The sequence below is a fragment of the Agrobacterium bohemicum genome (assembly GCF_002896715.1).
GTDB classification, from domain to species: domain Bacteria; phylum Pseudomonadota; class Alphaproteobacteria; order Rhizobiales; family Rhizobiaceae; genus Agrobacterium; species Agrobacterium bohemicum.
Window position 1 is genome coordinate 532,577 of record NZ_PGEL01000027.1, and the last position, 13,639, is coordinate 546,215.

10 protein-coding genes and 3 pseudogenes are annotated in these 13,639 nt (G+C 57.2%); 5 read left to right on the top strand and 8 right to left on the bottom strand.

The window, feature by feature from the left end; translation table 11 throughout:
• Window positions 1–28 precede the first annotated feature (28 nt).
• From ppx to CUC55_RS18090, 4 genes are all read right to left on the bottom strand, one after another.
• Window positions 29–1,549: an exopolyphosphatase gene (ppx, locus tag CUC55_RS18075; protein WP_103088704.1), complete on the bottom strand. Its 1,521-nt coding sequence runs from the start codon at window positions 1,547–1,549 to the stop codon at window positions 29–31.
• Window positions 1,546–3,747 (bottom strand): RNA degradosome polyphosphate kinase, encoded by a 2,202-nt coding sequence (locus CUC55_RS18080; protein ID WP_103088705.1) that lies wholly within the window; start codon window positions 3,745–3,747, stop codon window positions 1,546–1,548. Before CUC55_RS18080 ends, ppx begins: the two co-directional genes overlap by 4 nt.
• 150 nt (window positions 3,748–3,897) lie before the next feature.
• The gene (hdaA, locus tag CUC55_RS18085; protein WP_103088706.1) at window positions 3,898–4,611 is read right to left on the bottom strand and encodes a DnaA regulatory inactivator HdaA; all 714 of its coding nucleotides are present in this window, start codon (window positions 4,609–4,611) and stop codon (window positions 3,898–3,900) included.
• A 2-nt stretch (window positions 4,612–4,613) separates the two neighbouring features.
• Window positions 4,614–5,768 carry an AI-2E family transporter gene (locus tag CUC55_RS18090; protein ID WP_067644259.1) on the bottom strand — a complete coding sequence of 385 codons (1,155 nt, stop codon included), beginning with the start codon at window positions 5,766–5,768 and terminating at the stop codon, window positions 4,614–4,616.
• A gap of 238 nt (window positions 5,769–6,006) precedes the next feature.
• On the opposite strand from CUC55_RS18090, the gene purM reads away from it, so the two are divergent.
• The 4 genes and pseudogenes from purM to CUC55_RS23680 form a co-directional block, all read left to right on the top strand.
• Window positions 6,007–7,080, top strand: coding sequence for a phosphoribosylformylglycinamidine cyclo-ligase (purM, locus tag CUC55_RS18095; RefSeq protein WP_103088707.1), 1,074 nt, complete (start codon window positions 6,007–6,009; stop codon window positions 7,078–7,080).
• Window positions 7,077–7,736, top strand: coding sequence for a phosphoribosylglycinamide formyltransferase (gene purN, locus CUC55_RS18100; RefSeq protein WP_103088708.1), 660 nt, complete (start codon window positions 7,077–7,079; stop codon window positions 7,734–7,736). The genes purM and purN overlap by 4 nt, the downstream gene beginning before the upstream one ends.
• 60 nt (window positions 7,737–7,796) lie before the next feature.
• A complete protein-coding gene (locus tag CUC55_RS18105; protein WP_067643828.1) occupies window positions 7,797–8,036 on the top strand; it encodes a type II toxin-antitoxin system ParD family antitoxin in 240 nt (79 codons plus the stop codon).
• 76 nt (window positions 8,037–8,112) lie between these two features.
• Window positions 8,113–8,321 (top strand): annotated as a pseudogene (locus CUC55_RS23680) (type II toxin-antitoxin system RelE/ParE family toxin); the annotation flags it as partial.
• Between the two features lie 2 nt (window positions 8,322–8,323).
• Here CUC55_RS23680 and CUC55_RS18115 read toward each other — a convergent pair.
• From CUC55_RS18115 to CUC55_RS18120, 3 genes and pseudogenes are all read right to left on the bottom strand, one after another.
• Window positions 8,324–8,941, bottom strand: a complete 618-nt coding sequence (locus tag CUC55_RS18115) for an NUDIX domain-containing protein (protein WP_245303752.1) — start codon at window positions 8,939–8,941, stop codon at window positions 8,324–8,326.
• Window positions 8,942–8,958: 17 nt separating this feature from the next.
• Window positions 8,959–9,555: an NUDIX domain-containing protein gene (locus tag CUC55_RS23260; RefSeq protein ID WP_067643835.1), complete on the bottom strand. Its 597-nt coding sequence runs from the start codon at window positions 9,553–9,555 to the stop codon at window positions 8,959–8,961.
• Window positions 9,556–9,576: 21 nt separating this feature from the next.
• Window positions 9,577–11,766: pseudogene (locus CUC55_RS18120) on the bottom strand (molybdopterin oxidoreductase family protein); the annotation flags it as partial.
• A 17-nt stretch (window positions 11,767–11,783) separates the two neighbouring features.
• Between CUC55_RS18120 and CUC55_RS18125 the strand changes: the two are divergent.
• Window positions 11,784–12,629, top strand: coding sequence for a 23S rRNA (adenine(2030)-N(6))-methyltransferase RlmJ (locus CUC55_RS18125; RefSeq protein WP_103088710.1), 846 nt, complete (start codon window positions 11,784–11,786; stop codon window positions 12,627–12,629).
• 5 nt (window positions 12,630–12,634) lie between these two features.
• On the opposite strand, the pseudogene CUC55_RS18130 reads toward CUC55_RS18125, so the two are convergent.
• Window positions 12,635–13,592: pseudogene (locus CUC55_RS18130) on the bottom strand (lysylphosphatidylglycerol synthase domain-containing protein).
• Window positions 13,593–13,639 lie beyond the last annotated feature (47 nt).

Below are 13,639 nucleotides of genomic sequence, written 5' to 3' on the forward strand. Positions count from 1 at the left end.
GCAAATTGCAGGCTTCACTCTCTATGTCTCACTCGAACACAAATGCCAGCTTCTTGCCCGTCAGCTTGGACAATTGCTGAAGTCGGCCTTCAAGCCGCTCGCCGGCGAAATCGCAATATTCATGCGGCACGACAAATTCCAGGTCGATATCGTTCCGCTCCGAGCGGCGGAACTTGAGATGATCGACGACCCCCGGCATGGACGCCGAAAACAGGTAAACCACTCGCAGCAGCCCGCCCAACAGCTTGGCAAGCACCTGCATTCTCTCGCCCGCAATGGTCGTCAAATGCTCAGTCGTGCCATTATCGTTCAAACCTTCGAAGCGATAATAATTGGCCAGCGCGATATAGGCTCGACCGGGATGCGTGATGGCGATGAACGAGGAGTGCGCGATGATGTTCAACGCCTGCAAGCCACGATAATCGGGATGCGCGCGCCAACTGATATCCGCCAACAGGCAGGCAGCCTGGCGATATCGCGCCTCGTCAGGCGTCTCATCGATACCAAAGATCGGCACAGTTCGTCCGCTCCAGTCCGCAAGCTCGCGCGCATGTTCAGGTGAACGGGCGCGCAGGATAGCCAGCTCATCGGCAACGACCAGCAGAGGGTCGGCATTCTGCTCGGCTTCGGGCAGCAGCGAATAGAGATAACCCTCACGAACGCCTTGTGCCGAAAACGCGATCTTGGCGGGTTTCATCGTTACCAGGACTTCGCGCATGGCGACGGCACCGAATGGCAAAAGCGTCCGGCGGTTCTTCGATACCGCCTGCCAGGCCGGGTCCTTGCTATCCTTGGACGCGATGACCTCATCCAGAAAGCTCAGCATATCCGGCAGAGACAACTCGTATCCCTGCATCATATGCAGTGGGTAGCCGGTAATTTCCATGTGCAGCTTGGCGATATTGCGCCATGTGCCACCAACCGCATAAAAGGTACGCCCCTCACCCTTGGCGAGCAGCTTTGCAGTCTTCACCTGNTTTTTTGTAAAGCTCGCCGCTTTGTCAATCGAGCCCCCGGAATACTCGGACAACCGCAATCCACCCAGAGGCAGGGTGATGCCCTCGCCGCAGGNTTTGCCTTTGATGTCGATAAGCTCAAGTGAACCGCCGCCCAGATCGCCCGCGATGCCGTCGGCATCGTGGAAGCCGCTGATCACGCCATAGGCGGAATAGAGCGCTTCTTTCTCGCCGGAGAGAACCTCTATCTCGCAGCCCAGAATGGCTTCCGCATCACGGATGAAGTCCGGGCCGTTCGAGGCTTCACGCGCGGCAGCCGTTGCCAACACGTAGAGTTGCTGCGCCTGCGCCTGTTCGGACAAAGCGTGGAAACGGCGCAGTGCAGCCAGTGCACGCGTCACGCCTTCCTCATCCATGCGGCCCGTCAGGGCCAAACCCTTGCCGAGCCCACACAGGACTTTTTCATTGAAGAGCACCGCANGGGCGCGCGAGAGACCTTCATAAACAACGAGACGAACGGAGTTCGAACCAATATCTATGACGGAAACGGGGGCGAGACCGGTAAGCCGCCCCTGTGCTTCTGATCGTGTCATTCAGCCTGTTTCTTGCGGGATGATATCAGCCCAGCAATCAGTTTAGGCGCACTGGATTTCAGAGCTTCACCACGGCCCGAAAGGCTAGGATTGGTCATGAAATAGTGCTGCGCGTTGAACGGTTCCTCGCCTTTGCGCACCTCGATGCGCTTCGACGTTCCGTCCGGCAGTATCTCGTAGCTCTGCTGGTTGTCAATGAGATTGCCAAGCATGATCTGTGAAAGAACCTGCTCGTGCACGGTTGGATTGACCAACGGCACCATCGTTTCAACGCGGCGATCAAGGTTTCTCGGCATCATATCGGCTGAACCGATGTAGACCAAAGCCTTGTCGGAAGGCAGGCCGTAACCATTTCCGAAACAGAAAATACGGCTATGTTCGAGGAAGCGTCCGACGATGGATTTGACGCGAATATTGTCGGACAGGCCCGGCACTTGCGGACGCAGGCAGCAGATACCACGAATGACAAGATCGATCTCGACACCAGCTTCGCTGGCCCTATAAAGCGAATCGATGATTTCCGGGTCCACCAAGGAGTTCATCTTCATCCAGATCGCCGCAGGCGCGCCGTTTCTGGCATGCTCAGCCTCATCATTGATGTGCTTGAGAATGCGCGAGCGCATCGTATAGGGCGAAACGGCAAGCTTCATTCCCTCTTCCGGCTCACCGTAACCGGTAATGAAGTTGAAGATGTTCGCCATGTCATGGGCAATCTTCGGATTGCAGGTAAAGAACGACAGGTCGGTATAAATCTTTGCCGTTACCGGGTGGTAGTTGCCGGTACCAAGGTGGCAATAGGTGCGCAGCTTGCCGTCTTCGCGGCGCACGACCATCGACATCTTGGAGTGCGTTTTCAGTTCTATAAAGCCGAAGACGACCTGAACGCCGGCGCGCTCAAGATCTCGAGCCCAGCGAATATTCGCTTCTTCATCGAAGCGCGCCTTCAACTCCACAAGCGCCGTCACCGACTTGCCGGCGTCGGCAGCATCGATCAACGCGCGGACAATGGGGCTATCGTTGGAGGTGCGGTAGAGCGTCTGTTTGATGGCGAGAACGTTGGGGTCACGCGCCGCTTGCAGCAGGAACTGCACGACAACATCGAAGCTCTCATAGGGATGGTGGACCACCATGTCCTTTTCGCGGATGGCTGCAAGGCAATCGCCCGCATGTTCGCGCACACGCTCCGGGAAGCGCGCGTTATAGGGCTCGAACTTCAGATCGTCGCGGGGTGCCTTGACGAGTTCGGAAATGGTGTTGAGCGCCAGAAGACCCGGCAGCACGGCGACGCGATTATCAGGCACGCCCAATTCGTGAACAACGAACTGGCGCAGCGACGGCGGCATTTCGCTATCGGTTTCGATGCGGATGACCGAGCCACGGCGGCGGCGCTTCAATGCGCTTTCAAAATAGCGGACCAGATCTTCCGCCTCTTCTTCAAGCTCGATATCGCTGTCACGGATGATGCGGAACGTGCCGAAACCGCGAACCGTGTATCCGGGATAAAGCTGATGGATGAAAAGGCCCACCACGTCTTCCAGCGTGATGTAGCGAATGGCATTCTTGTCGTCCGGCAAGCGGATGAAGCGGTCCAGCGCTGGCGGCAGACGTAAAAGCGCTGTCATCGGCTCGCGACCGTTGACGCTGTCCAGTTGCAGACCCATCGNAAAACCCAGATTGGGAATGAAAGGGAACGGGTGCGCAGGGTCGATCGACAAGGGCGTCAACACCGGGAAGATCAATGCTTCGAACTCGTTCTCCAGCCAGACGCGGTCCTGATCCGAAAGCGATGCCGGGCGAACGATATAGATGTCTTCCTTGGCAAGGTATTGCTGAAGAACAGCCAATGAAGCCTGTTGCTCCATTTGAAGGTTGTCGATTTCTTTCAGAATATTTTCAAGCTGTTCGGCAGGCGTCTTGCCGTCAGGCGTCTTGACAGTCACATTCTGGCGGACCTGTCCTTCCAGACCGGCAACACGAACCATGAAGAATTCATCAAGGTTGGCAGCCGAAATAGACAGGAACCGCAGTCGCTCCAGCAAAGGGTGATCGGTGTTGAGCGTTTCTTCCAGAACACGACGATTGAATTGCAGCCAGGAGAATTCGCGGTTTATGAAACGCAAGGGGCTGTCCCAGAGGTCTTGAACCTCGGTTGCCGTTTGCGTGCTTTCGTCCACACCGTCCTGCACTACCGAATCCATCGAATACTCCGCCCTTTAATAGATTCAGACCGATGGCTGGCATACAGGACAGGCCTGCGCAGCTTCAGGTCTTGTTAAGACATCGGCGATCCAGACCGCGTTTCGATGCCGTTATGGCCGTATAACAGTTTGACGACGGAACTGTGACAGTCAATCCTCGTCCACGTCGCTGCCAAGCTCTTTCAGCACCTCTGCTGCCATTGCCCGGCTGATGCGCGTTCCCCGTGACAGGCTCAGATGATCGAGTTTTTCGACAATCGTCTGCGCCGTGTTGAGGGATCGCTCCATACGCGTAACGATATAGCTGACAATTTTGTCATCCATGTAAAGCTGTCGGTCGGCAAAGAGCTTCATCAATATCTGCCCGAGCAAATCCTCGTCCGGCTCACCGATTTCCACCACAGTCGCAGCTTTCAGGCGCGAACGAAGGTCAGGCAGTTTTACCGGCCATGCGGCGGGCCAGTCTCGTGTGGTGATCAGCAGCGATGTGCCANTTTCACGTACGCTGTTGATGACGTGAAACAATTCCGTGTCATCGAAGCCATCGCTATCCGCGTCCTCGAAAAGGACCGGGCTGTTTTCGGCCGCGCGTGCGGCATCGCCCCCCGCCTTTGGCCGGATTTCCACCGCACCACTGGTATTTTTCCAGATGCTGGCAAGATGGGANTTTCCAGACCCCTGCGGCCCGACGAGGATGACAACCGGCGAAGGCCAGCTCGGCCACTCGTCAACAATGCTGACAGCGGCACGCAGAGGTGCTGCCACAAGCAAATCTTCGCGACCCGTTGCAGTCTGATGCGAAAAGGCAAGCGGTAGCTGCTCGGCCTTGGACCTGCTGGCACCGGGTTTGTTGNTTTCAGTCATCTTCAGCTCTGGGAATCGATCTTTTTCGGCGGCAACGCCTCTATCTGTGCGCCTTCCCCCTCCCAAGGCAGATTGGCGGCGCGGCCATGGTACAGATCGCTCTCGAGATAACGTGACAGCGCAAAGCGCACCAGCACCCCAACCGCCGCTGCAGCAGGCACCGCGACCAGCAGGCCGACGAAGCCGAACAGCACGCCAAACGCAAACAGCGCAAACATCAGCCAAACGGGGTGGAGGCCAACGCTGCTGCCGACAAGTTTCGGCTGCAAGATGTTGCCCTCGATGAATTGGCCAGAGAAGAAGACCGCCAGCACCAGTATGACGTTGACGTAATCCGGCAGGAACTGAACCAGCGCAACGCCAACCGCCAGCACGAGGCCGATCATGGAACCGACATAGGGAATGAAGCTGATTGCGCCCGCGAAAAATCCGATCAACAGCCCGAAATTCAGCCCGACGAGCGAAAGGCCTACAGCGTAATAAACGCCGAGAATGAGGCAAAGCGAACCCTGTCCGCGAATGAAGCCTGCAATGGTGCTGTCCATATCACGGGCAATCTGGCGCACGGTAGCCACATGGTCACGCGGTATCCAGCTGTCGACTTTTTCGATCATGCGATCCCAGTCCAGCAGCAGATAAAATGCCACCACCGGCGTCACCACCAGAAGCGAGATCACATCGACGAGCGACTTGCCGGAGTTCCAGATTTGCGTCAGGAGGGTGCCGATGAAGCCCGCACCTTCGCTCAACAGTTTGGAAAAGTTTTCTTTCACCGAATCGATTTGCGAACTGACCCAGCTTGGAAGCAGATTGGTATCGGCACCGGCGATCAGTTGCTGCAGCGACGAGATATATTGCGGAATGCGGGTGATGAACTCCGACGCCTGCGCGACGATCAGCGGTATGATGATGATCAACGACAGCGCAAACAGCAGAACGAAGGAAATGAGAATCATCACGCTTGCCATCATCCGGCTCAAGCCGCGTCGCTCCAGCCAATCGGCGATCGGATCAAGGAAATAGGCCAGCGCCATGCCGGCAACGAACGGCAGCAGGATGGAGCTGAAGACCATCAGGAAAACGACGAAAAATACGAGAGCACCCAGCCAGAAAAAGATCTGGCGTCTCAGGTTGAGGCCTCTGATATGTGGTTGCATCGTCTGCTCCTTATCAGCGCTATAGAGTGTCACGCCATCGCTAGGAGATAGGATGTGCGCACCGGGCTGGTCAAGTGTAGCAGCTTTGCCAAATTCGTAACCGCTGATCTTTCCCATGACAATAGGACAAAAACATCCAAAAGGCGTGAAAAACCTGCCTTTTACCGCGCTCATACTTGCATCGGCACCCGTCTCATGCGAATGGCGACGCCATACGGAACCAGTGGAGACAAGAGCCATGAGCCAGTCAGGCAAGAACGGTCTTACCTACAGCGATGCAGGCGTGGATATCGACGCCGGAAACCTGATGGTCGAGAAGATCAAGCCAGCCGTGCGCTCCACCCGCCGCCCCGGCGCGGATGGTGAAATCGGTGGCTTTGGCGGCTTGTTCGATCTGAAAGCCGCTGGCTTCACAGACCCGGTCCTGGTGGCTGCCAATGATGGCGTTGGCACCAAGCTCAAGATCGCAATCGATGCGAACTACCACGACACTGTCGGCATTGACCTCGTTGCCATGTGCGTCAACGATCTCGTCGTTCAGGGCGCAGAGCCACTGTTCTTCCTCGACTACTTCGCAACCGGCAAGCTGGACCCGGATCAGGGTGCGGCGATCGTTACCGGTATCGCGGCAGGTTGCCGCGAATCCGGTTGTGCGCTGATCGGCGGCGAGACCGCTGAAATGCCCGGGATGTATTCGGATGGCGACTACGACCTTGCTGGCTTTGCCGTGGGTGCCGCCGAACGTGGTCAGCTTCTGCCGGCAGGCGATATTGCCGAAGGCGACGTCATTCTCGGCCTTTCTTCCTCAGGCGTTCACTCCAACGGTTTTTCGCTGGTGCGCAAGATCGTCTCGATCTCCAGTCTCGACTGGGACGCCCCCGCCCCCTTCGCCGATGGCAAGAAGCTGGGCGAAGCTTTGCTGACTCCGACGCGCATCTATGTAAAGCCGCTTTTGAAAACCATTCGTGAAACCCGTGCCCTCAAGGCATTGGCGCACATCACCGGCGGCGGCTTCCCGGNAAACATTCCACGCGTTTTGCCAAAGCATCTGGCGGCTGAAATCGATCTCGACGCTATCAAGGTTCCCGCCGTTTTCTCATGGCTTGCCAAGACCGGCGGCGTTGCCCCCAACGAAATGCTGCGCACCTTCAACTGCGGCGTCGGCATGATTGTCGTCGTTTCCGCAGAAAACGCCCAGACCGTGACCGATGCGCTGACTGCCGAAGGCGAAACCGTTTTTGCCCTCGGCCGTATGGTCGCTCGTGCGGAAGATGGACATGGCACGATCTATAAGGGCACGCTCGGTCTATGAGCCCCGCCCCTGCCCGCAAGCGCGTCGTTGTTTTCATTTCCGGCAGCGGCTCCAACATGATGGCTCTGGCGCAGGCGTGCCAGGACCCGGANTTTCCGGCGGAAATCGCCTGCGTGATTTCCGACAAGGCAACGGCAGGCGGGCTTGCGAAGGCTCAAGAGTTCGGCATTCCCACGCTCGTCTTCGAGCGCAAGACCTATGCAGACAAAGCGGAACACGAGGCGTCCATCTTGGCGGCGCTGAGCGAAATCGCCCCCGACCTCATATGCCTCGCCGGTTACATGCGCCTCATCTCCGGCGATTTCATCGCACCCTATGAAGGCCGCATCATCAACATCCACCCTTCGCTACTTCCCCTATTTCCCGGCCTTCACACCCATGAACGCGCCATCGAAAGCGGCACGAAGATCACCGGCTGTACCGTGCATTTCGTAACTGAAGGCATGGACGAAGGCCCGGTCATCGGCCAGGCTGCGGTGCCAGTTCTGGCAGGCGATGACGCAAATACCCTCGCCGCACGTGTTCTAACCGTGGAGCACCAGCTTTATCCTCTGGCGCTCAAGCTGCTCGCAGAGGGCAAGGTGCGGATGGAGGGCGGCAAGGCCATTCGTGGCGACGATGCCTATGACGCCGCGCAGCAGCTTATTTCGGTCTGAACGGCATTTCCTTGATTACCAANTTTTGGTACATTCGGCCTCCCGGATAGGAGACCGCCCTTGGGAAAGAACACGTCAGTTAATCTCAACGATCATTTCGACGCCTTCATCGAACAGCAGATCGAACAGGGCCGCTTTACGTCGGCGAGTGAAGTCGTTCGCGCTGGCTTGCGGCTCTTGGAGGAGCGAGAGGCGGAATTGAGCAACTTAAGAGCTGCCCTTATTGAAGGAGAAAATTCCGGTTCTGCTGCCCCATTTGATTTCGATACATTTGTTCAGCGAAAGAAAAACGCTGGATGAGGACTTATCTTCTTACACCGAAAGCCCAAATCGATCTGGAGTTGATCTGGGACTACACGGAGAAGAACTGGGGCGNTTTTACAAGCCGAAATCTATGTTCACTTGATACGTAAGACAATCGAAGGGCTCACCGATGGGTCAATTATCTCTCAGTCCGCCGAACACGTTCGCACAGATTACCGCAAAACGCTTGCTGGCTCGCATGTCATTTTCTTCAAGGAAAACAGCAGGACGGTCAATGTCGTTCGTANTTTGCATCAACGGATGGATACGGGACGGCTTTAAGCTCACAGTCTCGCCCGGTTCAGCATCGCCCACTGCAACAGGATAATCGTCTTCGCGTCGGTGATTTCACCTGTCGTGATCATATTGAATGCCGTGTTCAGCGGAATGGACAGGACCTCGATGTCCTCGCCTTCCGTATCCAGACCACCGCCAATCCCGGCTTTTTCCTCCAGATTGACCCGAGCGTAAAACAGTCCGACTTTCTCGGTCAACGTGCCAGGGCTGGCATATGTCTCGAAGAGATACTGAACGTCTTTCACCGCATAGCCGGTTTCCTCCATCGCCTCGCGGCGGATGGCTTCGTCGGGCTGGTCGTCATCGATGAGGCCTGCGGGGACTTCCAGCATGAAGCTGGGATCGCCATTTACGAAGGCGGCGGGGCGGAATTGGCGGACCAGAACAACAGCGTCTCTCGCGGGATCGAACAACAGGATCGCGGCCGCGCTGCCGTGGTCGTGCACTTCGCGGTCGATGTGGATCACGCGGCCATCCGGCATCCGCTGATCAAACACCAGCGTCTGCAGGTGGACGAAACGCTTCCAGACGGTCTCTTTCGAGATCAGCTTGACCCTGTCGTCGTCACGGGGTCTCGCCAATTTGTCAGTCGCTATCTCGTCCACATCAAACTCCATCGATTTCACTGCGTCAGGGACGCCCGGTTAAGCGCTGCCCATTGCAACAGCATGATGGTCTTGCCATCGCAGATATCACCGTCTTCGATCATCTTCATGGCGTCTGCCAATGGAATGACAACGACTTCGATGTCTTCGTCTTCATGGGCGGCACCACCGCCTTCTTCTACACGGTCGGTCGCATCGACAATCGCAGCAAAGAAATGCAGAACTTCCGTGACCGAACCCGGCGACATGAAGGATTTGAACAGGAAGCGTGTGTCGCGCAGCTTATAGCCGGTTTCCTCCATAACCTCACGGGCAATGGCATCTGCCGGGTTATCGCCATCCAGCAAGCCTGCGGGCGTTTCCAGCAGCCAGCCGTGATAGCCATTCACATAGGTTGGCACACGGAACTGGCGAACCAGAATCACGCTGTCTATCTTCGGGTCGTAGAGCAGAATGGTCGCGCCGTTGCCGCGATCATAGGCTTCGCGCTTCAGTGTTTTCGTTTCACCTTTGGAGTTTGTGTAATTGTAAGTGATGTTGCGAAGGTGGTACCAGTTTTTTGAAAGCGTCTCGTCTTTCAGAATTTCAATCGTCGCATTGCCGAATTTCTGCATTCCATAGTCCTGTTNAAATGTCTTAAGCCAAACCTTGTTGTCGTGAAATGCCGCGCCGCCATAGGGCGCAACGGCGTCTCCACCCGTCAGCACGTTAATGCCCTCGCCATCCAGATGCGCCTTGTTCGGCCAGAGCCCTTCGGCGATCAGGACACCTGCCTTCGCACCCTCCACGATCTTCGCGTGAATGCGCAACTGTCCGCGTCCATTGCCGATCTGCACGACATCACCATCCGCTATGTTCAAGCGTTGGGCATCGGCAGGACAGATCATCAGTTCCGGCCGTCCTTCTTTCTGAACGGACGTCTTCGTCTCGGCAAATGTTGAGTTCAAGAAGTTACGGGCAGGTGATGTCGCCAGCCGGAACGGATGCTCGGCATCGGCCATTTCAATGACATCCACCTGATCCGGGAATTTCGGAAGTTCCGCCACCGGTCCCATGACAGGCACATTCTTAGGCGGCTTGTTGGGTGAAGGGCCGCTCTGCCAATCCGGGCTGAAGCGGAATTTTCCATCCGCATAGCCGAAGCCTTCGAGATAATGCGCGACTTCGAACGGCGGCTGCGCGTCGATCCATTTCTCCTCGGCAAGGCTGTCNAAATCACCCCACCCACCCGGGTTCAGAATGAGATCGATATGCTCACGCTCCGTCATGCCGAAGCCCGGCATATCGGAGACGCCGAGGCGCTTCGCCAGTTCCTCGATGACGAAGAGGTTGGTACGGACAGTTTCGGGCGGCTCCACCAGTTTTGGGCCGAGCAGAATATGGTTCTGGCCACCGGCGCGGTAGATATCGTCATGTTCGAGGAACATGGTGGCGGGCAGCACGATATCGGCCAGCTCTGCCGTCTCGGTCATGAACTGCTCATGCACGGCAACGAACAGATCGTCGCGCATGAAACCCTGTTTGACCAGCCGCTGCTCCGGGCAGACATTGACCGGATTGGTATTCTGGATCAGCAGCGCCGTCACCGGCCCACCATAGCGCAGAGCCTCGGCATCGCCGGTCAGCACACGACCGATCTGTGATTGGTCGAGCTGGCGCACGTTAGGGTCGGCGTAAGCGGTGCCCATCAGTTCCGCCTTGTTCAGCCGGAAGATGTCGCCATTGTTGTGAAACGCACCACCGCCCTCATACTGCCAGGAGCCCAGCACGGTGGCGATGGACAATGCCGCATGCATGGCAACGGCACCGTTGCGCTGGCGGGCGAAACCGTAACCGAGACGGNAAAAACTTTTCTGCGTGGTGCCGACGAGCTTTGCAAAAGCTTCGATTTCTTCCACCGAGAGCCCGGTAATATCAGCGGCCCATTGCGGTGTCTTGGATGCAAGATGTGCTTCGAGCCCCGAGGGATCATCCGCGAATTTCGCCATATAGGCACGGTCGGCATAGCCATCGCGGAAGGCGATGTGCATCACGGCGCAGGCAAGGGCCGCATCCGTGCCGGGACGCACGATCAGCTTCATATCTGCCTGTTTCATGGTCGGGTTGTCGTAGATATCCACAACCACGATTTTTGCGCCGCGCTCCTTGCGGGCTCTGATCGCATGGGTCATGACGTTGACCTGCGTGGCAACGGCATTGGTGCCCCAGATGACGACCACATCGGCCTTCGCCATCTCGCGCGGGTCAGGGCCACGTANGGCACCGGTGCCCATCACGTAACCCGTCCAGGCCATGTTGGTGCAGATGGAGCCGAAGAAGCCGGAATATTTCTTGGCGTGGCGAAGCCGCTCGATGCTGTCGCGCTGCACCTGCCCCATGGTTCCGGCGTAGAAATACGGCCAGATGGCTTCCGCACCATGCTTTGCTTCCGCCTTGACGAAAGCGTCGGCAATCTCATCGAGAGCGTTCTCCCAATTGATCTCCTGCCAGTCCCCCGCGCCTTTTGCGCCCTTGCGGCGTTTCGGGGTCAGCAACCGGCCCNGATGGTAGATCCGCTCCGAGTAGCGTGCCACCTTGGCGCAGATGACGCCAGCGGTGTAGGTGTTGGCATTGGCACCCCGCACACGGCCGATTCGGCCATCGGCGGTGATGTCCACCTCCAGCGCGCAGGCGCTTGGACAGTCGTGTGGACAGACGGTGTGACCGATGCTGACGGCACCAGTCACGGCTTTGGCGGAAATCGGGGTCGCATCATTCATGACNTTTGTATATTGCAAAGGTAATCCGGCCAAAAGGGCCAAGTGACGACCATCAAGAATATTCATAAAAGGCATCGGCGCGCATGAACTATCGGCACATCTATCACGCTGGCAANTTTGCCGATGTTCTCAAACATGCGGTCATGGCGCGGCTCGTGCGCTACTTGCAGAACAAGGACAAGGCGTTCCGCGTTCTGGATACGCATGCGGGCATCGGTCTATACGATCTGTCCTCCGTGGAAGCGCAGAAAACCGGCGAATGGCAGACCGGCATCGGCAAATTGCTGGACGCAGACCTGCCGCCAGCGGTGGCCGAACTGTTTGAACCCTATCTGACGGCGGTCAGAGACCTCAATCCTGACGGCGGCATCCAGTTTTATCCCGGCTCGCCGAAGCTTGCGCGTATGCTGTTTCGCCCGCAGGACCGGTTATCGGCCATGGAACTGCACCCGGATGATTTCCGTGCGCTGTCACGTCTGTTTGAAGGTGACTATCAGGCACGCGTGACGGAACTCGACGGCTGGCTGTCGCTTGGCGCGCATCTGCCGCCCAAGGAAAAGCGTGGCCTCGTGCTGGTCGATCCACCANTTGNAAAAGACAACGAATATGAGCGACTGGCCGATGGCTTTCACAAGGCCTATCGACGGTTTTCGACCGGCACCTACTGCCTGTGGTACCCGCTGNAAAAAAGCGCTCCAATCAAGGACTTCCACGAGCTTCTTCAGTCCTACGAAATCCCGAAAATGCTGTGCGCCGAGCTTTCCGTTCGCAGCGACCGGGTGGAAGGCCTCAGTGGCTCCGGCCTCATCATCGTCAACCCGCCCTTCACGCTGAAGGATGAGTTGCACACGATTTTGCCGGTTCTCAGAGCCACGATGGCGCAGGACCGGTATGCCTCGCACCGCGCATTCTGGCTGCGCGGCGAGTAGCTGCGCTACTTCAGTTCCGCCTGCCGCTCTTCACGCTCCGCCACGGCCAGTTGTGACCTCTCGNAAAAGAGGATGATAAACAGGCCGATGATGAAGGGAATAATAAGGTAGAACAGGCGGAAAACCAACAGCGCCGCGATAACATCTGCCGGGTTCATGTCCGGCAGGCCGGTGACGAAGACCAGCTCCAGCACCCCCAACCCGCCAGGGGCGTGCGATATCAGAGCTGCGGNAAATGATATCAGAAAGATGCCCAGAATCACCATGAAGCCGGGATTTCCCGCTTCAGGCAAAGCGAAATAGATGATGCCCGCGGCACCCAGCAGCTCGATGGGGCCGATCACCAGTTGCTGTATGACGAGGTGCGGCGCTGGATAGAAGAGCGTGAAAGAACCTATTCTCAATGGGCGGAGCTTGAACAGGCTGCCAAGCAGATAAAGGCCCGCGATTCCCAACNAAATAACGCCAGTCGTCGCAGATGCCTCGACGGGCNAAAACGCCGACGAAGCGCTCGGTTATCTCAGGCTCGTACACCAGAATAAAGCCGATGAGCATGATGGTGCCGATGGCAAAGGTGAAAGAGCATAGGGCTACCAGCACTCCGATTTCCGAAACGCTGAGACCTCTGGAAGTATAGGCACGGTAGCGCACGACGGCACCGGAGAACACCGATGCGCCAACATTGTGCGACAGGGCGTAGGTGGTAAAAGACGTCAGCGTGATGAAGAGCCAACCGACCTTGCGCTTGAGATGTTGCAGGGCAATCCTGTCATATCCTGCCAGTGCGGCATAGGCGACGAGTGTGCAAAGCCCCGACATCAACCAGTGATGCGGATTGATGGCAGCGAGACTGCCCCAAACGTCGTCCAGTGAAAGGTGCTTCAGTTCCTTATACAGCAGCCAGACGGAAAACCCGATGGTCGCCACGCCCACGACAGGCCAGATGTACTTTTTCAATTTCATACGGGCATGCCTGGACTTACTCCTCCACCCGGGCGCGTGGCATTTTG